General features: G+C 68.3%; 21 protein-coding genes and 2 tRNA genes. 6 read left to right on the forward strand and 17 right to left on the reverse strand.

The window, feature by feature from the left end:
* Positions 1-8 precede the first annotated feature (8 nt).
* From ACU6WY_RS12775 to ACU6WY_RS12790, 4 genes are all read right to left on the reverse strand, one after another.
* Positions 9-758 carry an SDR family NAD(P)-dependent oxidoreductase gene (locus ACU6WY_RS12775; RefSeq protein ID WP_483820017.1) on the reverse strand — a complete coding sequence of 250 codons (750 nt, stop codon included), beginning with the start codon at positions 756-758 and terminating at the stop codon, positions 9-11.
* Positions 755-1,543 carry a carbohydrate ABC transporter permease gene (locus ACU6WY_RS12780; RefSeq protein ID WP_483820018.1) on the reverse strand — a complete coding sequence of 263 codons (789 nt, stop codon included), beginning with the start codon at positions 1,541-1,543 and terminating at the stop codon, positions 755-757. Before ACU6WY_RS12780 ends, ACU6WY_RS12775 begins: the two co-directional genes overlap by 4 nt.
* A 3-nt stretch (positions 1,544-1,546) precedes the next feature.
* Complete coding sequence (locus ACU6WY_RS12785; RefSeq protein ID WP_483820019.1) at positions 1,547-2,494, reverse strand: carbohydrate ABC transporter permease; 948 nt, start codon at positions 2,492-2,494, stop codon at positions 1,547-1,549.
* Positions 2,495-2,568: 74 nt separating this feature from the next.
* Positions 2,569-3,936 (reverse strand): ABC transporter substrate-binding protein, encoded by a 1,368-nt coding sequence (locus ACU6WY_RS12790; RefSeq protein WP_483820020.1) that lies wholly within the window; start codon positions 3,934-3,936, stop codon positions 2,569-2,571.
* A 185-nt stretch (positions 3,937-4,121) separates the two neighbouring features.
* Here ACU6WY_RS12790 and ACU6WY_RS12795 point away from each other — a divergent pair, with 185 nt between their 5' ends.
* The gene (locus ACU6WY_RS12795) at positions 4,122-5,129 is read left to right on the forward strand and encodes a LacI family DNA-binding transcriptional regulator (protein ID WP_483820021.1); all 1,008 of its coding nucleotides are present in this window, start codon (positions 4,122-4,124) and stop codon (positions 5,127-5,129) included.
* 26 nt (positions 5,130-5,155) lie between these two features.
* Here ACU6WY_RS12795 and ACU6WY_RS12800 read toward each other — a convergent pair whose 3' ends face one another.
* The 9 genes from ACU6WY_RS12800 to ACU6WY_RS12840 form a co-directional block, all read right to left on the reverse strand.
* Positions 5,156-6,607, reverse strand: a complete 1,452-nt coding sequence (locus tag ACU6WY_RS12800; RefSeq protein ID WP_483820022.1) for an AMP-binding protein — start codon at positions 6,605-6,607, stop codon at positions 5,156-5,158.
* Positions 6,570-7,700, reverse strand: coding sequence for an MSMEG_0565 family glycosyltransferase (locus ACU6WY_RS12805; protein WP_483820023.1), 1,131 nt, complete (start codon positions 7,698-7,700; stop codon positions 6,570-6,572). The genes ACU6WY_RS12800 and ACU6WY_RS12805 overlap by 38 nt, the downstream gene beginning before the upstream one ends.
* A gap of 2 nt (positions 7,701-7,702) precedes the next feature.
* Positions 7,703-8,551: a carbon-nitrogen hydrolase family protein gene (locus ACU6WY_RS12810; RefSeq protein ID WP_483820024.1), complete on the reverse strand. Its 849-nt coding sequence runs from the start codon at positions 8,549-8,551 to the stop codon at positions 7,703-7,705.
* Positions 8,552-8,570: 19 nt separating this feature from the next.
* Entirely contained in the window at positions 8,571-9,836 is a 1,266-nt protein-coding gene (locus tag ACU6WY_RS12815; protein WP_483820025.1) for an MSMEG_0569 family flavin-dependent oxidoreductase, read from the reverse strand.
* Positions 9,833-10,138 (reverse strand): MSMEG_0570 family nitrogen starvation response protein, encoded by a 306-nt coding sequence (locus ACU6WY_RS12820; protein ID WP_483820026.1) that lies wholly within the window; start codon positions 10,136-10,138, stop codon positions 9,833-9,835. The genes ACU6WY_RS12815 and ACU6WY_RS12820 overlap by 4 nt, the downstream gene beginning before the upstream one ends.
* Positions 10,131-11,015 (reverse strand): carbon-nitrogen hydrolase family protein, encoded by an 885-nt coding sequence (locus tag ACU6WY_RS12825; protein WP_483820027.1) that lies wholly within the window; start codon positions 11,013-11,015, stop codon positions 10,131-10,133. Before ACU6WY_RS12825 ends, ACU6WY_RS12820 begins: the two co-directional genes overlap by 8 nt.
* An 8-nt stretch (positions 11,016-11,023) precedes the next feature.
* On the reverse strand, positions 11,024-11,554 hold the full coding sequence (locus ACU6WY_RS12830) for an MSMEG_0572/Sll0783 family nitrogen starvation response protein (RefSeq protein WP_483820028.1): 531 nt from the start codon (positions 11,552-11,554) through the stop codon (positions 11,024-11,026).
* Positions 11,555-11,632: 78 nt separating this feature from the next.
* A complete protein-coding gene (locus ACU6WY_RS12835; RefSeq protein ID WP_483820029.1) occupies positions 11,633-13,063 on the reverse strand; it encodes an MSMEG_0567/sll0787 family protein in 1,431 nt (476 codons plus the stop codon).
* Position 13,064: 1 nt separating this feature from the next.
* Complete coding sequence (locus ACU6WY_RS12840) at positions 13,065-14,132, reverse strand: MSMEG_0568 family radical SAM protein (RefSeq protein WP_483820030.1); 1,068 nt, start codon at positions 14,130-14,132, stop codon at positions 13,065-13,067.
* A 162-nt stretch (positions 14,133-14,294) separates the two neighbouring features.
* On the opposite strand from ACU6WY_RS12840, the gene ACU6WY_RS12845 reads away from it, so the two are divergent.
* The 3 genes from ACU6WY_RS12845 to ACU6WY_RS12855 all read left to right on the forward strand — a co-directional run bounded on the left by ACU6WY_RS12845 (position 14,295) and on the right by ACU6WY_RS12855 (position 16,697).
* Entirely contained in the window at positions 14,295-14,849 is a 555-nt protein-coding gene (locus tag ACU6WY_RS12845) for a hypothetical protein (protein ID WP_483820031.1), read from the forward strand.
* A 3-nt stretch (positions 14,850-14,852) separates the two neighbouring features.
* Positions 14,853-15,446, forward strand: coding sequence for a TetR/AcrR family transcriptional regulator (locus tag ACU6WY_RS12850; RefSeq protein ID WP_483820032.1), 594 nt, complete (start codon positions 14,853-14,855; stop codon positions 15,444-15,446).
* A gap of 201 nt (positions 15,447-15,647) precedes the next feature.
* Entirely contained in the window at positions 15,648-16,697 is a 1,050-nt protein-coding gene (locus ACU6WY_RS12855; RefSeq protein WP_483821918.1) for an IS1249 family transposase, read from the forward strand.
* 89 nt (positions 16,698-16,786) lie between these two features.
* Here ACU6WY_RS12855 and ACU6WY_RS12860 read toward each other — a convergent pair.
* The 3 genes from ACU6WY_RS12860 to ACU6WY_RS12870 form a co-directional block, all read right to left on the reverse strand.
* Positions 16,787-16,878: transfer RNA gene (locus ACU6WY_RS12860), tRNA-Ser, on the reverse strand.
* 94 nt (positions 16,879-16,972) lie between these two features.
* Complete coding sequence (locus ACU6WY_RS12865) at positions 16,973-18,247, reverse strand: LCP family protein (protein WP_483820033.1); 1,275 nt, start codon at positions 18,245-18,247, stop codon at positions 16,973-16,975.
* Between the two features lie 1,649 nt (positions 18,248-19,896).
* Positions 19,897-20,982 (reverse strand): oxygenase MpaB family protein, encoded by a 1,086-nt coding sequence (locus tag ACU6WY_RS12870; RefSeq protein ID WP_483820034.1) that lies wholly within the window; start codon positions 20,980-20,982, stop codon positions 19,897-19,899.
* Positions 20,983-21,154: 172 nt separating this feature from the next.
* Here ACU6WY_RS12870 and ACU6WY_RS12875 point away from each other — a divergent pair, with 172 nt between their 5' ends.
* A complete protein-coding gene (locus tag ACU6WY_RS12875) occupies positions 21,155-21,688 on the forward strand; it encodes a TetR/AcrR family transcriptional regulator (RefSeq protein WP_483820035.1) in 534 nt (177 codons plus the stop codon).
* 56 nt (positions 21,689-21,744) lie between these two features.
* Here the strand turns inward: ACU6WY_RS12875 and ACU6WY_RS12880 are convergent.
* Positions 21,745-21,832, reverse strand: a tRNA-Ser gene (locus tag ACU6WY_RS12880).
* Between the two features lie 144 nt (positions 21,833-21,976).
* Here ACU6WY_RS12880 and ACU6WY_RS12885 point away from each other — a divergent pair.
* Entirely contained in the window at positions 21,977-23,968 is a 1,992-nt protein-coding gene (locus ACU6WY_RS12885; protein ID WP_483820036.1) for a DUF4012 domain-containing protein, read from the forward strand.
* Positions 23,969-24,029 lie beyond the last annotated feature (61 nt).

The raw sequence follows: 24,029 nt of genomic DNA on the forward strand, positions 1-24,029 counted from the left end.
CGAAAGGGTCAGACCTGGCTCATACCGCCGTCGACGACGAGGTCGACACCGGCGACGAAGCTGGATTCGGCGCTGGCGAGAAACGCCACGGCCGCGGCCACCTCGTCGGGCCGGCCGATCCGCCGGAGCGGCACCATCTCGGCCACCGCGGCGGCCACCGCCTCGGAGCCTCCGGTGAACTGATCGAAACCCGCCGTCGCCGTGGGGCCGGGGCTCACCGAATTGGCCCGGATGCCGCGCTCCCCGAGCTCCGCCGTCAGCGTGCGGGCGAGGGAGCGGACCGCCGCCTTCGACGCGTTGTACACGGCGTGGCCCGGACCGCCGTTGGTCCCGGCGATCGAGGACACCAGCACGATGCGGGCGTGATCGTTGAGCAGGGGTGCGAACCGCTGCGCCGTGAAGAACGTTCCGCGGAAGTTCAGATCGCTCACGAAGTCGAAAGCCGCGGCATCCATGTCGGCGATCGGGGTCGACGCGACGTCGCGCCCGGCGTTGGCGACCAGCACATCGACGCCTCGGCCCATCGCGCGCACCTCGGCGGCGAGGTCGTCGAGGCCGTCGAGGCTGCTGGCGTCGGCCCGCAGGACGCGGACCCGGGTGCCCCACGCCTCGCGCGCCTCGGCGATACGTGCCGCGGTGACGCCGGTCGTGACGACGTCGGCCCCCTCGGCGAGGAAGCGGTCGACGACAGCGCGACCGATACCGGACGTGCCCGCCGTGACCACGGCGAGTTGGCCCGTGAGCAGCCCGCGGGTCACTTGAGGGCTCCCGCCGCGAGGCCGCGCTCGAACGAGCGCTGCAGGAGGAGGTAGGCCGCGATCACCGGCACGGCCGTGATGACCGCCGCCGCCAGGACACCCGTCTGGTCGTTGGTGTACTGGCTCATGAAGAAGGTCGGAAGCAACGTCACCACCTGCTTGTTCGGGTCGTTCAGCATCAGCAGGGGCAGCAGGTACGCGTTCCAACTGTTGATGAGGGTCAGCACGACGATGGCGCCGGCGATCGGGCGGGTCAGCGGCAGCACAATGTGCCAGAACACCCGCACGATGTTCGCGCCGTCGATGCGGCCCGCCTCCATGAGTTCGGTCGGGATGCCGTTGAAGAAGCTGCGCGCCAGGAGCACCGTGAAGGGCACCTGCAGGGCCGCGAGCGGCAGGATCACGGCGATGAGTTCGTTGTACATGTCGAAGGTCGACGCGGTGACGAACAGCGGGGTCAGCAGCACCGCCTCGGGCATCGTCAGCGCGACGAGCAGGAGCCAGAACCAGATCTCCTTGCCCGCGATGCGGAGTTTCGCGAAGCCGAACGCCGCGAGCATCGTGCACACGTAGACGAGGGCGATGGTCGAGGCGGCGATGATGATGCTGTTCAGGAAGTAGGTGTGCACGATGCCGGTGGCGAAGACCTTGGCGTAGTTGCCGAAGCCCTGGCCGGCGAGCGACCCCTGCACCATCGCGATGAGCGGGAACAGGTACGGCAGCACGATCAGAGTGGCGAGGAGCTGCAGGCCCCAGCGCGAGGATCGGGAGCGGATGTCGAACATGGATCAGGCTCCTTCGGACTGTCGGTTGATCCGGTTCATCAGCAGACCGGCGCCGATCGCCAGCACGAGGAGGGCGATCGAGATGGCTGCGGCGTATCCGAAGTGCTTCTCCTGGACCATCGTCTGGAAGATGTAGGTGCCGAGGAATTCCGTGGCGTGGTTGGGCCCGGCCTTGGTCACGAGGTACGGCACGTCGAACGTCTTCAGCGCGCCGATGACTCCGAGCACCGCGAGGGCGACGGCGGTGCCGCGGCACATCGGCCAAACGATCGACCAGAGCGTACGGATGTTGCCCGCCCCGTCGACCCGTGCCGCCTCGAGGATCTCGGGCTCGATCTGGCTCATCGCGGCGTAGAAGAGGATGAAGGTCAGACCCGTCCACTGCCAGATGGTGACGAGCATGACGACCAGCATCGCGGTGACGTTACCGGCGAGCCAGGGCTGGGTGAGCGACCCGAGGCCGATCGCCGAAAGGATGCCGTTCAGCGACCCGTTGGCGTCGAAGATCAGGCGGAAGACGGGGGCCATCGTCGCCGGGGCGAGGACGGTGGGGACGAAGATGATGACCTTGTAGACCGGCGCCAGGTGGATGCGCGAGTGCATGATCGCCGCGAACACGAAGCCGATGACGGTCTGCGCGGTGAAGGTCACGACGAAGAAGATCGCGGTGTGCCAGATGGCCTGCCAGAAGACCTCGTCGCCGAACATGGCGACGTAGTTGTCGGCTCCGACGGATTCCGACGGACTGAGGATGAAGCCGTTCCAGTCGAGCGTGGAGACGTAGCCGGTGTAGCCGATCGAGAAGTAGATCATCCCGACGACCAGGGCGAGAGCCGGCAGGATCCAGGGAAGACCGCCGGGGTAGGGGGACTTGCGCCCGGTGCGCGGGACACGTCTCGCGCTGCGTCGTGACCGGCCGGCGGTCACGAGTGTTTCGGTGAGGGTGCTCATGTGCTCTTCCTTGAGTCAGGCAGGGGGCCCTTCGTGGGCGGGAGGGGATCCCGCCCACGAAGGGGTGGCGCTGGTTACTTCTGCGCGTCGACGACGGCCTGCAGGCCGGCCAGGGCGTCGTCGATCGTGACGTCACCCGTGGCGACACCGATCAGCGCATCGCGGAACGCGGAGTTCAGATCGGCCGAGACCGTGGCGAACCGCGGCTGCGACGACGAGGCCGCAACGTCGGTGTACTCCTGGAGCGCCTCGAGCTGGACCTCGGCGTTGACCAGGTCGATCTCGTCCCACTGGGGCTGGATGCCCAGCAGTGACGGGATGTCGTTGAGCGTGTTGGCGACCGTCTGCTGACCGGCTTCGGTCGTGGTCAGCCACGTGACGAAGGTCTTGGCCGCAGCCTGCTGGTCGGACTGGGCGCTGATGGCCAGACCGTAGTCGGCGTCACCGAACATGTTGCCGGTGTTGCCGGTGCCGGCGACATCGGGGAACTGGATGGGGATCATCGTGAACGGCTCGGGGTTGGACACGCCCGCGGCCTCCATCGCGCCGATCATCGTGTCGCGCACCGTGTACTGCGTGTACCAGGTGCCCATCATGACCATCGCGTACTGGCCCGACATGAAGGCGTTGCTGGCGTCGGGGTACTGCTGCAGGCCGACCGCACCCTCCTGCATGATCCCGTCGTCGAACAGCGACTTCCAGATCTCCATGCCCTCGACGAAGGCGGGGTCGGTGTAGGAGCGCTCGCCCAGCGAGGCCTCGACGTAGGCGCCGGGCTCGACGTTCTCCATGATCGCCTCGAAGGTGTCCATGTCGAACGCCCACTGGCCCGCGCCCTGCACGAAGCAGCCCTGGCCCGCGGCCTGGAACGCGGCGCAGACCTCTTTCCACTCCTCGAGCGTCGTCGGGGGCGTCAGGCCCTGCGCGTCGAACATGTCCTTGTTGATCCAGAGGCTCCCCGAGTAGACCGAACCCGCCGAGAGCCCGACGACCTTCTCATCGACGACGAGCCCTTCGACCCCGGATGCCGAGAGCTTCTCGCGCCAATCCGAGCCGAGCGACTCTTCGACCACCGGACCGAGGTCGATCGCGCCGGCCTGGAAGGTCTCGACGCCACCATTGGCCGAGCCGGGAGCGACGTTGAAGATGTCGGGGCCGTCGGCCGAGGTGATGGCCGGGCCCATGACCGAGTCGTAGTTGTCGATCGGCTTCGAGACGAATTCGACCGTGATGTCGGGGTACTCCTCGTTGAACGCCGCGATCAGCTGGTCGGCGACGGGCTTGTCAGGCGTCCACCCCCACCACACCAGGTTTCCCTCGGTCGCCGAGCCCGAGTCGCTGCCACCGGATCCGCCGCCCGAGCAGGCGACGAGGGACAGCAGGGCGATTCCTGCGACAGCCGTCGCGCCGACGCGGCGCCACGACGATGTCTTCTTTGACATGGATTTTCTCCTCTTGTGCTGCAGGTGTGGTGCGCCAGCGATCGTTGCATGGCGCACGTTTTGCATCGCAAGTTTTACCGACACTGGAAGCAACTTGTTGCGCAACTTGCGTGATGGTTATAGTAGATCCACCGCCGCTCCGCGGTCAAGTGCCCTGGGGGGCGTCGGACGGGAAGAGGGAGCACATGTCGCAGCGCACCGCCACGTTGGCGGAGATCGCCCACGTCGCCGGAGTCTCCGTGCCGACGGTCTCGCGCGTCCTCAACGGACGCCCGGGCATCTCCGCCCCCAAGCGCGAAGAGATCGAGAAACTGCTCGAAGAGCGCGGCTACGAACGCCGAAAGGCGCGCCGCGAAACTTCCCTGCTCGATTTCGTCATCGTCAGCCTCGAGACTCAGTGGGCCACCGAGCTCCTCCGCGGGGCGCAAGCCGAAGCGGCGCGCGCCGGCGCCGACCTCGTCGTCACCGCCACCGACGGGTCGCCGGCCGGCTCCCCCGAGTGGCTGCAGCGCGTCGCCGGGCGGGGAACCGACGGGATCGTGATCGTCGTCACCGAGATCGACCCCGTCGGGCGCGACGAACTCACGCGCCTGAACGTGCCGGTGGTTCTGGTCGACCCCGTGGGCACCGACACCGAGTCGTTCGTCACCGTGTCGGCCGCCGACTGGTCGGGTGCCCGGGATGCCACCGACCACCTGCTCGATCTCGGACACACGCGCATCGGGTTCGTGACCGGTCCCCTGAACCTCGAGTGTCACCAGGACCGGCTCGACGGCTACATGTCCGCGCTCGGACGCCGGGGCATCACGCCCGATCCGTCACTGGTGCGGATCGGTGATTCGCTCACCTCGGGCGGCATCCGGTTCGGCGGGGAGCTGCTGGACTCCGCCGATCGCCCGACCGCGATCATCAGCGGCTCCGACGAGCAGGCCTACGGCATCTACCTGGCGGCGCGCGAACGGGGGCTGAGTGTGCCGGAAGACCTCTCCGTCGTCGGCTTCGACGACGTCGACCTGTGCCGCTGGGTGAACCCGCAGCTCACCACCGTCCATCAGCCGCTGGCCGGCATGGCATCCGAGGCGGCCCGTCTGGCCCTGGCCATGTCGCGCGGCGAGACCATCGCCAACCGGCGCGTACAGCTCTCGGCCGAGCTCGTGGTGCGGGAGTCGACGGCGCCGCCGCGGGCGACGTAACACCGGCGGCGTCGGGAAGTCACCCCTCACGCATTGCGCAGCCGACGCGCCCACGCGCCCCGGCTGGCCTTCCCCGCATCGTTGCGCAGAGGTTCCCGGACGAGGTGGATCCGCACCGGCCGGTGGGCCGGGTCGACCTTCTGCGCCGCCCAGCGGTCCAGTTCGCCCTCGTCGACCGGCGAATCGGCGACATCGACGACCGCGGCGACGACCTCGCCTCCTCGCCCATCGGGAAGCCCGAACGCGAGAGCGCTACGCACCGACGGATGGCTCTCGAGGGCCGCTTCCACCTCGGCGGGAGCAATGGTCACTCCCCCGCGCACGATGACATCGTCAACCCTGTCCCGCAGGAAGAGCCTGCCGTCGGCGTCGAGTGCGCCGAGGTCGCGCAGCGTGTCCCAGCCCTTCGCGTCTCGGCGGCTCGGGGCGTTCAGGTAGCGGTAGGCGGGGTCGGCGCCGCGCCGCATCCACACTTCGCCGACCTCGCCCACCCCGGCGAGGGTTCCGTCACCGCGCCGGATCTGCACCTCGGTCCCGCCGATCGGTCGCCCCACGCTGCCGGGGTGGCGCAGCCATTCCTCGCCGCCGATCATCGTCAGACCGTTGGACTCGCTGCCGGCGTACACCTCGATGACCCGCTGCGGACCGAGCCACTCGAGGAACCGCGCCTTGAGGGCGACGGGGCACGGCGCACCCATGTGCACGACGGTCTCGAGGCTCGAGACGTCCGCGGTGGCATGGGCGGGCTCCCGCAGTAGCCGGTGCATCATCGTCGGAACCGCCAACGCCCACGTCGCGCCGTGCTGTGCCACAGCCTCGAGCCAGGCGCGCTCGTCGAAGCGGGGCAGCACGATGAGGCGGTGCCCGGTCAGGAGCCCCCGCATCGCGTAGGTGAAGACGGCGGAATGCCACAGCGGACCCGACACCAGCTGCACCGCCTCACGCGGAAGGAAGTCGGCCACCGGGCGGGTCGGATCGAACAGCGCGGGTCCGGCGGCCAGCACGATCTTGGGCTCACCGGTGCTTCCCGACGACGGCACGGCCTTCCAGTGCGCGGCCCACACGTCTTCCGTCGGCGGCACCGGCGCACCCACCCACGCGGACGCGACCCGGGCCGACGGCACCGTCGCGATGGAGGCGTCGACCGCACCGTCGCCGACGAACGCCGTCGGCCCGGCGGCACGGACGAGCACAGCGCGCTCCTCGTCGGAGCGATGCGGCGCGATCGGCAGCGGGGTGGCGCCCGCGCGCCAGACAGCCACGGCCGCGACGACGAACGAGCGGTCGTTCGGGAGCGAGATCGCCACGAGGTCGTCGCGACCCACCCCGCTCGCCCGCAGCGTCGCCGACAGACGGCTCGCCGCCGCGTCCAGCGCCGCGGCCGTCACCTCCCCGTCGGCGTCGACGAGGACGACGCGCGAGGGATCGTCCGCCGCCGCGTCAGCGAAGATCCGCGAGATCGATCGGCGCACCGCCATCACCCCCGTTTCGCAGGACGGCACGGTAGAAACGCTCGTGGCGTTCCGCCGCGGCATCCCACGAATAAGAGCGCGCCACCGCGACACCGACCTCCGCCGGGACGTGATCACCCTCCAGCGCCGCCGACAGCTCGCCCGCGATGACGTCGGTTCCGTCGGCGAACCGGACGGCGTCGCGGAAGACCTCGCGCAACACCGGAAGGTCGCGCGCCACGACCGGGGTCCCCGCGGCGAGCGCCTCCATCGCGGCGAGCCCGAACCCCTCCTTCGTCGAGACGAACGCCAACACCCCGGCGGCGGCCACCAGGGGCGGCACCTCCTCGTGGGCGAGGGCGCCGAGCACCACGGGACGGATGCCGAGTTCCTCGGCGCGGTCATCGAATCGCGCGCGGTAGTCCCGGTAGTCGAACAGCGTCTCGCCCCCGCAGAAGACGAGTGACGTTTCGGGATGCCGGTCGCGCACCCGCGCGAAGGCTTCGAGCAGGTCGATGCTCCCCTTCCGCGGTTCGATGCCGCCCACGGCCAGCACGTAGCGCCCGAGCCGCTCCCGCCACTGATCGCGGAGCGCCGCTGCCCCGGGCGAAGCGGCGGCCGCGAAGCGGCTGGCATCCACCCCGTTCGAGATGACCGTGACACCGAGTCCGTACTTCTCGCGCACCTCGGCGGCGACGGCCCGCGACACGCAGATGCGGGCGATCGGCTCGACGACGGCGCGCTCGTGGCACTCGATCAGCCGCGGCGTCTCGAAGGCGTCGAGATGGTGGATGGTGCGGATGGCGGGGCCCACGGCGTTGGCCGAGATGCAGTCCTGGGCGTGCACGACGGCGCCGGCCGGTGCCGCGAACTCCGCGCGCATCGTGACGATCGAACGCTCGATCCGGGCGCCCACGCTCTCGTCGTCCCGCGGCGCGAAGGGCACGACCCGGACGCGCACGGCGGGGTCGACGGGGCGGAAGAACGCCTGGTCGCCGCCGCGACCGAGCGTCCAGACGGTGACGTCGTGATCACGGCGGGCGAGCGCTTCGGCGAGCGAGAGCGTGTGCACGACGCCGCCGCGCGGCTTCGTCGAGTAGGTGATCAGCTCGATGCGCACGCTCAGCTCCCGCGGTAGGCCGAGGGCCGTCGCTGGCTCAGGTGGTTCAGCGATCGCCGAGCACGCGCGACGTCTGCCGAGACGTCGGCTGTCGCGACGGCCAGCCCACCCTTGGCCCAGGTCTTCGCGATGATCTCGCCGGCGGGATCGACGACCTTCGCCTGACCGAGGAAGCGCAGGCCACCCAGCACGCCCGTCTGGTTCGCCGACACGACGAAGACCTGGTTCTCGGCCGCCCGCGCGCAGTCATACAGGTCGAACAGGTGCGCCTGTCGGTCGTTGCGCATGCGGTCAGAGCGGTCGGTCACGCTCGCGGGCCACGCGTTCAGGCACGCGAGGATGTCGGCGCCGTCCAGCGCGAGCGACCGCGCACTCTCGGGGAACGTCTTGTCGAAGTCGATAAGCATGCCGATGCGCCCCTTGGGGGTGTCGAAGGCGGCGAACCCGTCGCCCGCCCGATAGGCGTCGGACTCGCCGAGCGGCAGGTGCACCTTGCGATGCGTGCCGAGCACCTCGCCACCGCTCACGCACACGGCCGTGTTGTACCGGTGCTCGCCAGCCTCGTCGCGCACGCGCTCGGCAATGCCGAAGCAGACGACCATGTCGCCCGCAGCATCCGCGATGGCCTGCACCTCCGGCCCCTCGAGGTCGATGGCCGGCGGGATGCCGTCGGCACTGTCGGCCGGGTGGTGCAGGTCGAGGAGATACCCGCCGATCGTGGCGTCGGGCAGGACGAGCAGTTCGACACCCGCCGCGCGGGCGTGCTCGAGGATGCCGGGGAGCTTGACGAGGGTGCGGCCCACGTCGCGACCGAAGTGCGCCGCGACCGCACCCATCGTCAGGCTGGACATGCCATCCAGCGTAGGCCGGTCACCCCGCCAGCCGAGCGAGCGACTGGTCGCCGACGTGGGCGGCGACCGTGGCGGCGACGTGCTCCGCGTCGTCGGCCACGGCGAGAAATCGCCCCGAGCCCCACGTGTGCATCCACGGCAGGCCGATGAACGCGAAGCCGGGCTCGGTGGTCGTGCCACGCACGTGCGCGGGGTGTCCCTCGACGTCGAAGACGTCGAGCCCGACCCACGACCAGTCGGCGCGGAAGCCGATGGCCCACACGATGGTCCGGATGTCGTCGAACGCCACGGCATCCTCGCCCCCCGACGGCAGCCACACGGGCCGGTACCTCTCCTCGCCGGGTGCGTCGATCCCTTCCCTCGCGATGTACGCGTCGATGTCGTGCTTGATCGATTCGGCGACCGAGTCGGCGTGGTCGAGATCGGCGGCGAGGTTGTCACCGAAACGGATGCCGTCGCCGTCGGCCCCGAGCGCACGCCCGTGCAGCCGCATGCCCGCCGCCGCGAACGCGCGCAGGTCGATGTCGCGGCCCCCATCGCGGCCCGTGACGTAGTGGTTGGTCGATTCGCGCTTGGCCAGACCCACCGTGCTGACGGGCACGTCGTAGACGCCCATGTCGGCCAGCCACGTCATGCAGTCCCGACCCCGGTAGAACCGCGCCACGCGCGGCGCTCGGCCCACCGCCAGATGCACGTCGCGGCCCTCGAGGTGCAGGTCCTCCGCGATCTGGGTGCCCGACTGACCGGTGCCGACCACGAGCACGGGGCCCGGGGGCAGCGACGCGGCATTCCGGTACTCGTGCGAGTGCACCTGATGCACGTGCGCGGGGATGGCCTCCGCCCAGGCCGGCACCACGGGGTCGTGATATCCGCCCACCGCCGCGACAACGGTGGTCGCGGTGAGGACGCCGCGGGAGGTCTCCACCGTGAAGCGCCCCGAGGGCTCCCGCCGCACCGCGGTGACCGCGACCCCCTCGGCCACGGGCGCGTCGAACGAGTCCGCGAAGCGCCGCACCCAGGCGTAGACCTCGTCACGCTTCATGAAGCCGTCGGGTTCGTCCCCGTCGTACGGGAAGCCCGGCAGTGTGCAGTGCCAATTGGGCGTCACCAGGGTGAAGTTGTCCCACCGGCCGTCACGCCACTCGTGCGCGACCGTGTCCCGCTCGATCACGACGTGCCGGATGCCACGGTCGACGAGGTATTTGCTGACCGAGAGGCCGGCTTGGCCGCCGCCGACGATGACGGTGTCGAAGGAATCCCCCGGGCTCAGGGTGACGGGGATCACGAGGCCGCCCCCGATCTCGCCAGCGGCGGCTCCATCCGCAGCACCAGCACCGCTCCGTCGCCCCGGCTCTTCGCCGCCTCGGCGATCGCGGCTTCCTCGGCCATCGCCGACGTGCACGCGAACCCGTAGCGGGCACGCACGCGCTCGCTCGCCTCACCCAGCGCCCGGGTCGTGCGCGCGAGGAAGTCGGCGACGGGGTAGGTCTCCCCGACGGCGAGGTGGTCGTGCATGACCAGGCTCGGAGAGTAGTGATCGGTCTCCGACCCATCGGGCCAGCGCACCGCGAAACGCATCTCAGGCATCGACGAGCACCCCCCGAGCGGTGACGAGATCGGGCGCGTACGCGTCGGGCCGACGATCCCGCAGGTGGAACATCCCGCCGCGCATCGCCTGGAACGTGCCCGCAACGTCGATCTCCGCGACGGCGAGACCCGCATCGAGCAGCGTCGTCGCGAGCACGTTGCCGCCGGGGTCCACGACCTTGGCGTTGGCGACGTAGCGGAGCGAACCGAAGGTCCCCGCCTGGTTCGACGCGATCCAGAACACCTGGTTGTCGAGGGCGCGTGACATGTCGAAGAGGTTGTGCCGGTACGTCCAGCGATCCTCCTGGAGGTTCTCCGCTGTTGCGGTGCGCGCTGCCGGCCACGCCGAGATGCTCACGATGATCTCGGCCCCGTCCAGCGCCAGGGAACGCGCCGCCTCCGGGAAGGCCTTGTCGTAGCAGATCTGCAGACCCACGCGCCCGACGGGGGTGTCGAAGGCGGCGTAGTGGTCGCCCGCCGAGTACGACATGTTCTCGCCGAGCGGCTGGTGCACCTTGCGGTACGACCCATAGATCGTCGAGCCGTCGAGGCAGGCCGCGGCGTTGTACCGCGTCTCGCCGTCGTCGTCGAGCTCGCAGAATCCGACGACGACGATCATGTCGCCCGCGATCTCCTGCACGCGCCGCAGCTCGGGGCCGTCCAGGCGGATCGCGGGCGGCAGCGAGCGGCTCGTCGTCTTCACGGTGTCGCCGTGGTTGCCGAGCGACGAGAGGTACCCGCCGATCGCGGCCTCCGGGAGAGCGAGCAGTTGCACCCCCGCTTCGCGCGCCTGCGCGACGAGATCGGCGATGAGCGCGTAGTTCTGATCGAGATCGCGTGTGAAATTCGCCGCAACGGCGGCAACGGTGACCGGCATGGCGGGCCTCACAGGTTGTAGGTCGAGTTGATGATCGCGCCCTTCCGCGCGTAGTGGATGATGGCGTCCTGCACGTCCAGCGGGTGGCACGGGATGACGCCCTCGATGAGGTCTTCTTCGCGCAGTCCGTGCAGGGCCATGCCGAAGCGGCAGGCGAAGACGGTGCCGCCCTCCTTGATGAACGTCTCGATCGAGCCGTTCATGTTCAGCTCGCCCGGGAAGCCGGCGTCGCCCGTCGTGGGGAACCCGCGCGTGGCCATCGCGGCGAGGGTGCCGGGGCCGTAGAAGTAGATCGCAGACTCGAACCCCTTGCGCAGCGCGCGCGTGGCCTGCAGAACGGCGACGAAGCTCACCGACGACTCGTGCGGGATGCCGTGGACCAGCGTGAAGTACGCCTCGCCGTTCTCCGCCTGGTAGTCGGGGAACACCTTGGTGGAGCCGTAGAGGTTGCTGCCCTTGGGAAGCGAGGGGTGCGGGATCTCGTTCAGCGACTTCTCGATGTTCGCGGCGATCTCGTCGTCGAAGTGTGCGGTGCTCATGGTGTTCTCCTGTCGTTTCGGTGGTTCGAGGTGGTGCCGGAACGGCGGTGGGACGCCCGGCGGGCGGGCGCTCCGTGGTCAGGCGCGCGCGCCTGAGATCGTGGCGGCGGCGGGCCCGAGCCCGGTCGCCGTGGAGCCGACGGCGTCGGTCTCGACCCCGTCGGGCCAGCGCAGGCGGACGCCTGCCCTGCTGTCGAGGCGACCGATCGCAGCCGTGTGAGCGGGGCCGGCGTGCATGCGGCTACCGCCGGGCGCATCGGCGGTCAACATCCCGAATCCGGGGAAGCACGTCAGCCAGTCGCCCATCGCCGCGCCCTCGGGCACGGGGATACCGGCGACATCGATCGTCGCCCCGACACCGGAGGCCTCGGCGAGCATCGCCGCCGTGCCCACGATGCCGGCCATACTCACGTCCTTCGCCGCTTCGGGACGTGCGTCGTGCACCGAACGGGCCATCGCGCGCAACTCCGTCCCGGCACTGGTCGAAGTCGAGTCCCACTGGCGACCTTCGAACCCACGGCGCCAACGACCGCGGAGGTCGGTCGTGAGGGAGAGCTCGTGACCGGGGCGACCGCCCCCGCCGGGGACGGGATGAGCGGTCCGTCCCAGCGCGGTCACGGTCAGGGCCGGCGCGGCGGAGCCCACCTGCGTGTGCCCGCCGAGGACGGGCACGTCCCACGCGATTGCCGCGCTGCGGAGTCCGTTCAGCACGCGCCGCGCGAACGAGGCGGTGGGCGCGGCGACGGCGTTGAGCAGGCCCGAAGGCAGGGCGCCCATCGCGGTGAGGTCGTTGACGTTGACCAGCACGCCGCACCACCCCGCCCACTCGGGGTCGCGCATGAGCAGGGCGGGCAGGATCGCATCGCACGCGGCGACGACCTCCGTGCCGGGCACCGGTGCGCCGTCGTCGCCGATGAAGCCGGCGCCGCCGAGCGCTGACGGGCCGTCGGCAGCGAACATGCCGATGGTGTCACCGAGCGGAGCCTTCGTCGCGGCGACGAGGGCGGCGATCCGGTCGATGGGCCACCGCATCCGCGCGTGGTCCACCCCGGCGACGACCTGCGTGCCCCACTCGATCCAGCCCAGCCGGCGGAAGAGTTCGACGTTCGCGCGCTGCACGGTCGCTTCGAATCGCAAGACCCCGATGGCCAGGGCTGTCGCGCACGCCTCGCGCACGAGGGCGGGGCCGATCCCGCCGGCGCGACGCGCGCCGCGCGCCACGGCCAGGCGGCTGCCGCTCCACCAGCCGATGTCCCGCCCGGCGACGGCGGGAGAGAGGCGCACCCCGCCGAGCACCGTGCCGTCGGATCCGACCGCGACGAGCACGATCGTCCGGCCGTCGTCATCGACGGCGTCGCGATCGTCGCCGCGGAACAGCTCCTGCTCGTCGACGAAGACGTCACGGCGGATGCGGCGGTAGGCAGCGGCCTGCGCGGCGTCGGCCCGCACGATCGACCACGTCGTGGGCACCGCGGTGCGTGTGCCGCTGAGCACCGTGACGTCGAGCACCTCAGGCTCCCGCGGTCTTCAGCACGCCGCACGCGCCGCACGCGGCGCACCCGGCTTTCTGGTCCTCGCCGCGCATCCCGGCGGCGGTGAGGAGCTCGGCCACCCGCGTGGTCACGTCGTGCAGCACGCGCCGATCCGGCGCGGGCACCTTGTCGACGTCGGTGGCGAGCGTGCCCTTGAGCGGGCGGAACGGAACCACGAACGGGTAGACGCCCATCTCGATCAGCTCGCGCGCCCCAGCGACGAGCTCGTCGGGGTCCTCCCCCATCCCGACCAGCAGGTAGGTCGAGACCTGGTTGTAGCCGAACACGCGCACCGCCTCACGCCAGGCTGCGCGGTACTCGTCCATCGACACGGTCGACTTGCCGGGCATCCAGCGGCGCCGCACTTCGTCATCCATTGATTCGACATGGATGCCGATCGAGCGAGCACCCGCGTCGTACAGGTCGGTGATCGCCCGCAGGTCGGCCGGCGGCTCGCACTGCACCTGGATCTCCAGCTGGGGAACGACGGCCTTGACCGCCGCGACACAGCGCGCGAGGTGCTTGGCCCCGCGGTCCCAGCCATTCGAGGTGCCGGTGGTCATCACCATCTGCCGCACGCCGTCCAGGCGCACCGCCGCCTCGGCGACTTCGGCCAGCATCGCCGGCGTCTTCACCGCGATGGTCGCGCCCGATTCGAGGGAAGACTGGATCGCGCAGAAGCGGCAGCGCTCGCTCTCGTCGTACCGGACGCAGGTCTGGACGACGGTCGTGGCCAGGATGTCCCGGCCGTGCAGCTTGGCGATCTTCTCGTAGCCGGTGCCGTCGGCGGTCTCGAGGTCGTAGAACTTCGGCCGCCGCACCGGCTGGACGTCGAGGCCCAGGTCGGCACCGCCGAGAGTCAACCGCCCGGAGCGGATGACGTAGGGACTGTCGGGGTTCAGCGGAATGGCGGCACCCTCTCCGCCGATGACGAAGTGACCGTCGTCGCTCGGGCCGGCGCCGCCCGTGCGACGAACGGGGGCGTCGCTGCGGACACCGAGCAGGGCGATGTTCACGCGGGTGGATACCGAGTCAGCGGGGCTCATGACCCCAGTATCGAGAGCACCCCGTTTCGGGTTGGTTCCGACCGGATGTCAATCAGTTTTCCCGGCGAGAAGATCATGTTTCGCGCCCGGCGGGGAAGAACACGCAAGGCCGTTTGAGTACGCTCGTACTCATAAGACGAACGGAACGGGTGAGGAGGGGACATGATTCTGGCCGCGATCGTGGTGTGCGAGATCGCATTCTGGGTGGCGATTCTTGCGGGGCTCGCGTCACGGTATCTCCTACGCCGCCCTCGCCTCGGCGCAGCGCTCCTCATCCTCGCCCCCGTGATCGACGTCGTCCTTCTTGTGCTGGTCGCCGTCGACCTGCTCGGTGGCGGAACAGCGTCCTGGCAGCACGGCTTGGCCGCAATCTATATCGGCATCTCCGTCGCGTACGGCAAGCGGATGGTCGCGTGGGCTGACGCGCGCTTCCAGCGTCGCTTTGCCGGTGGCCCTGCGCCGGAGCGTCTCGTCGGGGCTCGCTACACCGTCAAGTGTTGGCGGGACGTGCTTCTCACCGGTCTCGCGGTCGTCATCGCCGCGGCCATCCTCGGAGCGATCATCCTCGTCGTGAACGACCCCGCGCGCACCTCGGCACTCTCGGGGTACTTCGGCATCCTCGGGATCATCTTCGCCATCGATCTCGTCTGGGCGCTCAGCTACACGATCTGGCCCAGGAGACCTACCGGCGTGGCACAGAGAGCCCCGTCCGCCTAGTCCATGCCGCGGAGAATCGATGCAGAGGCACGTACCGCCGAGATCGCGGCGGCGGCTCTGCGTGTCCTCGGACGCGACGGACTCACCGGCTTGTCGGTGCGGGGGGTGGCAGCCGAGGCGGGAATCGCAGCCGCGTCATTGCGGAGAGCATTTCCTTCCCAGCACGCTCTTCGGGAGTACTGCCTTGAACTCATCGAAGAACGAGCGACGAGCAGGATCACTTCGCTCGACCTCACCGGCCGCGCGCTGGCGGATGCGCTGCTCGTGCAGCTGCTTCCCCTGGACGATGAGCGGCGCTCTGAGCTGATCGCGCAAGTACAACTCGGCGTGCTCTCCCTCAGCGATAGCAGTCTTCGCCCGGCCGCCGCCAGACTCAACGCAGCGGTGAGCAGAGCGTGTCGAATCGCGATCGAGATTCTTACGGCAGTCGGCCAACTCGACGCCGGGCGCGACCCTGAATACGAGGCGCGGAGGCTGCGAGCGTTACTCGACGGAATCGCCATGCAGGGCCTGTGGAGCGGAGATCCGCACGGATCGGGTCAGATGCTCACGACACTCGCGCGCCACCTCGACGAACTCGCTTCCGCCGAATCGTGACACGCACCCTGGACTCACGTCAGCTGTCCGCCAACCCGTGTCGTCGAGCGCGCGATCCGGGTTATAGGCCAAAAAGTGTGTATGGGATGGTCGTTTAGCCGCGTGATTTCGCGGTGAATCGGGGATCGGTATGGTCCGCGACCCTTAGTCGTGGACCTTCCGACGAACTCGACGACTTGTCTGGTATGCGGGTCGCTGCTGGTGAAGAACGGGCGGACGTCGGCAGGGACGCAGCGGTGGCGGTGCCCGTCGTGCGGAGCATCGTCGACCAGGCGCCGTCCCGACGTCGCGCGTCGAGAACAGCTCCGCCGGTTCGTGAACTGGATCGTAGGCAAGAGCACCCAAGCCGAAACAGATGGGACGGCGTCGGGACGATCCTTCCGCCGCCGGTCTGCGTGGTGTTGGGAGCTGGTTCCCGATCTCGGGAAAGTCGAGACGGTCCACCACGCCGTCCTCGTCGACGGTGTCTGGGTAGGAACGTGGTGCCTACTGATCGCTCTCAGCGACACCGGACGCGTCCTGGCCTGGCAGTGGTGCGCCCGCGAATCGACCGCCGCGTGGGCTGCGTTGGTGGAACAGGTTCCCGCGCCCGCCGTCCTCGTCTCCGACGGCGGCTCCGGTCTACCCAGCGCGCTCAGACGATGCTGGCCAGAGACCGCGCATCAACGCTGCATCTTCCACCTGCAAATGAACATCACCCGCCATCTGACGCGACACCCGCGAACTACCGCCGGCAAAGCGTTACGACGCCTGGTGATGGACCTCAGCGCCGTCCGCGACGAAACCGCCGCGATCGAGTGGCAGCTTCGCCTCGAGCAATGGTGGCAGGCCTTCGGTCACCTCACCCGGGAACGCACCATGTTCCGCAACGGACAGTGGGGCTTCACCCACGACCGCCTCCGCAAAGCCTGGCTACTGATGCGCCTGGTCACACGCCGTCAGACCCTGTTCACTCACATCGTCTACGGCACCCCGCGCACGACCTCCGCGTTAGAGAGCCTCAACGCCCAAATCCGCGACCTGATACGCCGACACCGCGGAATGAGCGAACAGCACCGCCGCCGCGCAGTCGAATGGTTCCTCACCCTCCGAGAACTTCCCCTCGAGCACGCCCTCGACCTCGCACGCCCCACCGAGACCCCCATCCCCGCAGCGCACGTCGACGAACCCCTCGGGCCCGCCCTCTACGACACCGCCCTCAACCCCGAGGAAGGCCTCTGGACCCGAACCGGATGGGCAGGACGCGGCTAACACGCCCGACCCATACACACTTTTTGGCCGATAACCCCCCGATAACCCCGCGATCCACGAAAAAATCCCCCGATTTACCGGGGGATTCTTGGCGGAGACGGAGGGATTTGAACCCTCGGTCCCCTTACGGGGACTCCACCTTAGCAGGGTGGTGCACTAGGCCTGACTATGCGACGTCTCCAGGTGATCGACGCCGAGGCGCGAGCACACCGGTCCATAGTAGCCGCTCGGGGCGTGGCATCCGAATCCGAGTTCGGGATGCCACGCCCCGGCGATCAGCGGACGTTGCCGTTCGAGCAGGTGGCCTGCGCGGCCGTCTGCCCGGCGATCTCGGACGGGAGCGTGATGGCGCTCGACGAGGGCTCCGGTGATGGTGCGGCGCTCTCGGTGGGAGCCGGGGCGGGCGCCGCGGATTCGGCCGGAGCCGGCTGCGCGTTCTCGTCGACGATCACACCGTCGCCGCCGCTGAGGTCGCCCGAGAGCTGGATCGGCTGATTGGCCGCGAGCGCCGCCCACAGCACGTCGGCCGCCTCGGTGTCGGGCACCACGCGGTTGGAGTCGGCGGGGTCGGGGTAGGTGGGGTACTGCACGAACACGATCTCGTTGAACGGCACGTCTTTCACCGCCATCGCGATCTGCACGAGCGTCAGGGGGTTGGTGAGCGACGTTGACGGGTCGACGTTGCGCAGGGCGGTCGAGGCGAGCTTGTACAGCGTCGCGGGGTTCGACAGCACCTCTTCGCTCTTGAGCTTCGTGGCCAGCCGCGACATGTACTGCTGCTGGTTCGAGATGCGCCCGAGGTCGCCGCCGTCGCCCACCCCGTGACGGGTGCGCAGGAACTGCAGGGCATCGAGGCCCTTGATCGTGCGCATGCCGGCGGGCCAGTCGATGCCGGTGTACGGGTCTTTGATGCCGTTGGCGATGCAGACGTCGACGCCGCCGATGGCATCCGTGATGTTGATGACGCCGCCGAAGCTCACCTTCGCCGCGAAGGGGATCTCCTGCCCGCTCAGCTCGGAGATGGTCTCGACCACGCACGGCAGACCGCCGTACATGAAGGCGCTGTTGATCTGCTGCTTGTACATCGCCGAGGTCTCGTTGCCGTCAGCGTCGATGCACGAGGGGATCGGCACCATGAGGTCGCGCGGGAACGAGACGACGGTGACGCGGCGGGGCTCGTCCGAGATGTGCACGAGCATGTTGACGTCGTTGAGGTTGCCCTCGGCGTCGGGTCCGCTGCACCGGTCACCGAAGTACTGCGCGAACTCGGGTTCGCACTCGTCGGTACCGACGAGGAGCAGGTTGACGCCGCCCTGGAGTTCGCCGATGTCCGGCGGCACGGCAGGCTGGTTCTTCAGTTCGACGGCGTCGGCGGTGAAGCTCGACGACAGGTCGTACACGGCATACGCGGTGACCGCGGCACCGGCGACGAGCAGAACGGCCATGGCGACGGCGAGGCCACGGAAGAGCTGGGCGATCGGGCCGACGGATCGCAGGCGCCCGTGACGCGCGACGGTCTTGCGCCCGCGCGGGGTCGTGGTCTTGCTCACTCGGGTCCTTTCGAGACGACGGATGCCACCATCGGCACGTCATGACCGCGACGAAGCGCAGGTCGGGGACGAGTTTAAGGAGATTCGTCTGTGAACTGCGTGAAGAGCACTGCGGCGCGTGGCGCGGGTGAATGAGACGGAAGCGGCCACCCCTGCGGGAGCCGCTTCCTTCGGTGCGGAACCTGCGCGATGGCTTTCGACCCCTCGTGCGAGAAGAAGCGGCTGCTGGACTGGGTAGCTTCACGTCATCGGTCGGGCGCCTAGAACCAATTGGTGGCCATGCAAAAGACGCTAGTCAGCCTTTCCCGGATCGACCAAAGCAACCGTCCGTATTCCATCTGAGGAGCGCGTGCCGACCACCGACCAGGACCATCTGGTCGACGACATGCTGCCTACGACGAAAAAGGCCACCTCGGTACTGGTTCGCCCGGGCGCATCCATAACCACATCACACCATCGGCATGGTGAGCACTGTTCGCGGCGTCACCAGGCGGCTCAAGGAGAGACTGCGCCACATCGGCACCCGTCGATCTGGGATCCCCTTCGACGGCGTGAGGGGGGAAGCTGATGCGCCGCCCAAACACAAGATCCGTGTCGATGCTTCTGCTCCACACCACGCACACGCTTGTCGGGCTTTCTACCCAGGCACCAAACAATTGGATCTCGTCCGGGAACACGACAGTCGCATCGCGGACGAGGCTCGAAAGGACAGCCGTCGCATCCGACAGATCATCAAATCTCATTGTCACCATTGCTCGCGAGCGCCTCGGCAGATAAGCGGCTCTTCCCCCTCCAATTTGAGCGCCGTCTCAAGCGCATGCGTTCGACAGCATCGGTGCAGAGGACGTCCCCACGTTCAGAACGAAGTACTGGTCCTTGCGCAAGCTGTCCAGCGGGGCGTCGCGTGGAATCTTGACGCACAGTTGAAGCCCACCGCTGGGCACGCGCCAGACGAACGCAAATGCTCCTCCCTGAGTACACGCACCCGGGTCAAACGTCAGGCTGACCTGATAGTTCAGGTCCCCACCGCAGGACTGCCACTTACCGGCTAGCTCTCGCGGTTCCGACGCGATCAGATCTTCATCAGTGACACTCGCGGCAATATTGCCAGCGCAACTGGCAAGAATGAGCATCGATGTCAGCCCCAAACCGTGCCCCATATCAACCTAACCTTCACGTACTCACCCACCCGGGTAGGGCTCGGTCCAGGCGCACGATTGGGACACTTCCGAGAACGGGCCACGGCCGCCGGGCAGAGAATTCGGCAAAGCGCGTTCCTCACTGGTCCACCCGAGCTCAGACCCCAGAGTGGTTGAGTTGGTCGCGGTGAAGGTGATCACGGCACTGTTTCCCGCCTGGTGTGTGACCTGCGCCGTCAAGTCAAAGGGTTCCGATGACCGCGAGCGACCTGTCCACGTTCGACGCATTCTCCCAGTCGGCGAACGCGATCCCGTCGCGCACGAAGTTCGGGTTGTCGGGACCCGGAGATGAAGTTCCTGCGGGTCGGTAACGTGCCCTTCATCCAGCCGTAGATGAGCGCCCCTTGCTGACTCTTAAATTCGACCGTTCATGAGATCCGTCAAGAGACGCACGCCGGCTCGAATCCTCGAGCGTGCGTCGCCTGACCGCTGACGACTCTCGTCGAGGATTTAGAGGTGAGGAGCAGCCTCTTGCAGGCGGCGGGCATTGTGGATGAGATCGACGCCGTCCGGTCCCCACAAGAGGCGCATGAGACGCGCTTCGTTCACCGGATTCTGGATCTCTCGGATTTCCGCCTCCCGAGCTCGAATGATCTCCGACGAAGCCGCGATGGTCTCAGGCGAGCGACCCGCCGCCTCCTGCAGCCGCCGGGGGAGGATCGCATCCATGACCTCGATCCACTGCTGGTAGACCTCTTCGAGCGCCTCGACCACGATGGTGTGGCTCGGATGCCAGTTCTCCCGCCCGACCGCGTAGTACTGCTCGATCATGTCGACTCCGGTCTCCAGGTCACGGAAGACGCTCTTCGAGTGGCCGAAGTACGGCCAGTACTTCTCGTACAGCGCGTCGAGTTCGGCCATGGTGGTCGGGATCTCGGACTCCTCCGCACCCACGAGCCGCAGATACGGGCCCATCTCGAGGACATACTGGTCGCGCTGGGCATCGGTCAACGGCCGCGGAGGCTCCTCCCCGTGCCATGCGAGGTTCTCGTAGATTCCAAGGATGCCGTGCATCTCGGTGATCGCGGCCCACATCGCATCGCGCGGCTCGGCTGCCGCGTACCCGCCGATCGACGGATCCTCCGGATCGATCACCGGGCCCTGCACGTGACCGTGGATGCGGTGGAGATGCGCGGCCATGCTGGTGGCCGTTGCCGTGTCGCCCAACCACATCGGTGCGTGCATACCGGAGTTGCGCTGCAGACGCTCGAAAAAGTCGAACATGGTGAACCTGCCGGCACGAGCCTTGCGGCTCATCGGATCAGCGTCGCGGATCCCTGCCGTGATCGGCTTGTAAAGGAACTGGATGCCGCCCTGGGCCGCCGACTCGAAGACGATCGTCGCCGGGTGCAGCATCACCTCCCACGTCACGGATCCCGGGCCGAAGAGGCCATAGTCCGGCGTGCCATCCGATCGGAAGGACTGGCCCGCGGGAACCACCTCGCCAAAGCGGCGCCACCTGTTGACGTCGCCGTCGAGCAGGTCCTTCGTGATGACGGGGATCTTGCGGTCACCGGAAACGGTGGGTGTGGACATGGAGACTCCTTTGTCTATTTCGTACGGACTTAGTACGCAAACACACTAGGTCGCCCCGGTCTTCGCCGCAAGGGCAGATCTGTAGGCTGGAGCGCGAAAGGCAGGTGCGGTCGTGGTCGACGCGGAGACTCGCCCCAAGGGCAGACCGCGCGACCCCCTGATCAGGGAGAAAGTGCTTCTGGCGGCTCAGCGCGTCTACCTGGCCAGCGGGCTGCAGGGGTTCACGTTCGAGGCCATCGCGCGCGAGGCGGGTGTCGGCAAGCCGGCGCTCTATCGGCGATGGAAATCGACGGACGACCTGATGGAAGACGTGCTCCGATCGCACGCCCTCGTGCCCGCGGAAGCGTCTTCGGGCGGCATCCGCGAACAACTCGTCGAGATCGCCATGGCGACCTTGCGCCTCTCCCACTCCGAGGCGGGTGCGTTCGCCCTCCGGGTCAGCTCAGAGAGGGGCTCCGGAGGGGGCATGTTCGACCGCTACTTCGAGAGGTTCCGCAGCGTCATCCACTCCCACAATCGGTCGCTCGTGCTCGCGGCGATCGAGCGCGGCGAGTTGGCGCCCGACCGCGACCCCGACACCATCGTGCTCGCGATCACCGGCGCGGTCCTCGTAGGCACGCTCATGGCACTCGCGCCTTCGCCCACCACGAATCCGCAGACCGCGGAAGCCTACTGTGTCCGGGTGGTCGACGAGGTCCTGGGCTAGCGGGCAGCGCACTCCTGAATCGCCGAAGGCGGGCCCCTGCGGAGCCCACCTTCTTTTGGCGGAGGGTGTGGGATTCGAACCCACGGGACATCTCTGCCCACTGGTTTTCAAGACCAGGTCCATCGGCCGCTCGGACAACCCTCCCGATCGTGCGAGTCTACCCAGCCGCGACTCCATCCACCGAGAACGCGAACGTCGCGACCGAGCGGCGGGCAGGACGATGCCGTCTGCCCACAGAGTTCACAGGGGTGTGAGAAGACTGTCACCTCGTGCGGTTACGATCTGCGGGTGACAGTGGGGACCGGGCTGGATGCGCACGAGCAGACCCGTGCGAGCAGACGCGCGTCGGTAGACGACCTGCGAGCCGGCGGGCTGACGCCGAAACAGCCGTTCGCTCGACATGCCGCCGCCGAGACCACAGCACAGAAGTGGCTCCGCCAGGCCTCCGTCGTGGTGGCTCTCGTCGGCGGCCCCCTCTCGGTGATCGCGTTCGCCGTCCTCACCGCCGCGGGCGCCTTCGCCTGGCAGGCGGTCGAGGTGCGCGACGATCTCGAGGGTGCGCTGGCTCAGTCGAAGGTGCTCGTGCAGGCGGCCGCCAGCGGTGACGCCGCGGAGATCGAGCGTTCCGGCGCGGACATCGTCGCCCGTGCGCAACGGGCGCACGACACCACTCAGGGCCCTCTGTGGGATCTCGCGGCGCAGATCCCCGCAGCCCGAAACAACGTGCTCGCCGTGCGGGCCGTCACCGACATCGCCCACACGATCACCTCGCAGACGATTCCTCCGGTCATGACGATGATGTCCGAGGCGAGCAACGACGCACCCGGCGGGACGGGGATCAACATGAAACCGTTCCTCAACGCCGGGACGGTCATCCCCACGGTGCTGACCTCGTTCGACGAGGCATCCGCCATCGCGGCATCCATGGATCGCACCGACGTGCTTCCCCAGATCTCCGCCCCCGTCGACGAGCTCACGCGGCTCATCGAGCAGGCCACCCCGGTTCTGAAGACGGTCGAGGAGCATCTTCCCGCTCTCCTCCACGCGGCGGGCGCCGACCGACCCATGCTGTACCAGCTCATGATCCAGACCCCGGCGGAGATCCGAGCGACCGGTGGCGGCATCGCGCAGTGGCTGGTGCTCAAGGTCGACGAAGGACGAGTCGAACTCCTCAGCCAGGACACCGGCACGGATCTGATGTACGTCGACCTTCCCGCGCGGGGTTTCGACACCGAGAACGGCTCGCTCATCAGGCTTCCCGCCGACACGAGAGAGCTCTACCCGCAGGAGTTGACGAGCTGGTCGTCGAACTTCAACATGACGCCGCACTTCCCGACCACGGTCGAGCTTTTCCAGAAGACGCGCGAGTGGACGGACAAGCCGCCCTTCGACGGCGCGATCTCGATCGACCCGGTTGTCCTCGCCCACCTCCTCACCGCGACCGGCCCTCTCACGCTTGCCTCGGGCGAGACGGTCGACGCCAACAATGCGGCATCCGTCCTCATGAGCGCGCCGTACGAGCGATTCGGCATGGACAACGGGGCCATGGACCGATACTTCAACGAGGTCAGCTCGAGCATGTTCGCCAAGCTCACCAGTCGCCAGTGGGACATCGGCGCGATGTGGGGCCAGATCGTGCGCAGTGCGGAGGAAGGTCGCATCTTCGCCTGGTTCGAGGATCCCGGCCTCGAGGCCCTCGCCCACCAGTACGGTCTCGACGGCGCGCTGCGCGAGGACACGACCGAAGCCACCCAGCTCGGCATCTACTTCAACGACTACTCCATCGGGAAGCTCGAGTACCACCTCTCGTACTCGCAGCGCGCGACGTGCGATGTCGACAACCGCACGATCACCGTGTCGATGGAGCTGCACAACAGCATCACCGACGACATCAAGAGCGGGTACACCCTGGGCCTTCGCAACATCGAACGCGGGATCGACCTGAGAACGATGATGCTCGACGTGCTGTTCTTCGCCCCTCCCGGTGGGGAGATCCTGTCCGTCGAGCCCGAGGAGGGCGACTGGTGGGATCCGAGGTTCCGCGACCGGTCGGGCTCCGATCACTCGAACCCCGCCGAGAGCAGGACGCTGCTGCTCGAGAAGGGGCAGACGCGCACCGTCTCCTACACGGTGGAGTTGCCGCCGGGAGACCTCGGTCCGCTGGAGTTGCGCCACACCCCCGGCGCGAACGACACCGAGGTCACGATCGACGCGAACTGCGCCCCTCTCTTCCGGAGCCCCGAGGGGTCGGACAACATCCTCCTGTCCACGATCGGCTGACGCTCCCCGGATGACCGTGCCCACCGGGGGCAGTCGACCCGGACGGGAACGTTCCGCAACC

The organism is Microbacterium sp. ZW3a, assembly GCF_057167165.1.

Coding starts and splice junctions, on each gene's coding strand:
- ACU6WY_RS12780 (WP_483820018.1), bottom strand. CDS start 1,543: ATGTTCGACATCCGCTCCCGATCCTCGCGCTGGGGCCTGCAGCTCCTC.
- ACU6WY_RS12785 (WP_483820019.1), bottom strand. CDS start 2,494: ATGAGCACCCTCACCGAAACACTCGTGACCGCCGGCCGGTCACGACGC.
- ACU6WY_RS12790 (WP_483820020.1), bottom strand. CDS start 3,936: ATGTCAAAGAAGACATCGTCGTGGCGCCGCGTCGGCGCGACGGCTGTC.
- ACU6WY_RS12795 (WP_483820021.1), top strand. CDS start 4,122: ATGTCGCAGCGCACCGCCACGTTGGCGGAGATCGCCCACGTCGCCGGA.
- ACU6WY_RS12800 (WP_483820022.1), bottom strand. CDS start 6,607: ATGGCGGTGCGCCGATCGATCTCGCGGATCTTCGCTGACGCGGCGGCG.
- ACU6WY_RS12810 (WP_483820024.1), bottom strand. CDS start 8,551: ATGTCCAGCCTGACGATGGGTGCGGTCGCGGCGCACTTCGGTCGCGAC.
- ACU6WY_RS12820 (WP_483820026.1), bottom strand. CDS start 10,138: ATGCCTGAGATGCGTTTCGCGGTGCGCTGGCCCGATGGGTCGGAGACC.
- ACU6WY_RS12825 (WP_483820027.1), bottom strand. CDS start 11,015: ATGCCGGTCACCGTTGCCGCCGTTGCGGCGAATTTCACACGCGATCTC.
- ACU6WY_RS12830 (WP_483820028.1), bottom strand. CDS start 11,554: ATGAGCACCGCACACTTCGACGACGAGATCGCCGCGAACATCGAGAAG.
- ACU6WY_RS12840 (WP_483820030.1), bottom strand. CDS start 14,132: ATGAGCCCCGCTGACTCGGTATCCACCCGCGTGAACATCGCCCTGCTC.
- ACU6WY_RS12845 (WP_483820031.1), top strand. CDS start 14,295: ATGATTCTGGCCGCGATCGTGGTGTGCGAGATCGCATTCTGGGTGGCG.
- ACU6WY_RS12850 (WP_483820032.1), top strand. CDS start 14,853: ATGCCGCGGAGAATCGATGCAGAGGCACGTACCGCCGAGATCGCGGCG.
- ACU6WY_RS12870 (WP_483820034.1), bottom strand. CDS start 20,982: ATGTCCACACCCACCGTTTCCGGTGACCGCAAGATCCCCGTCATCACG.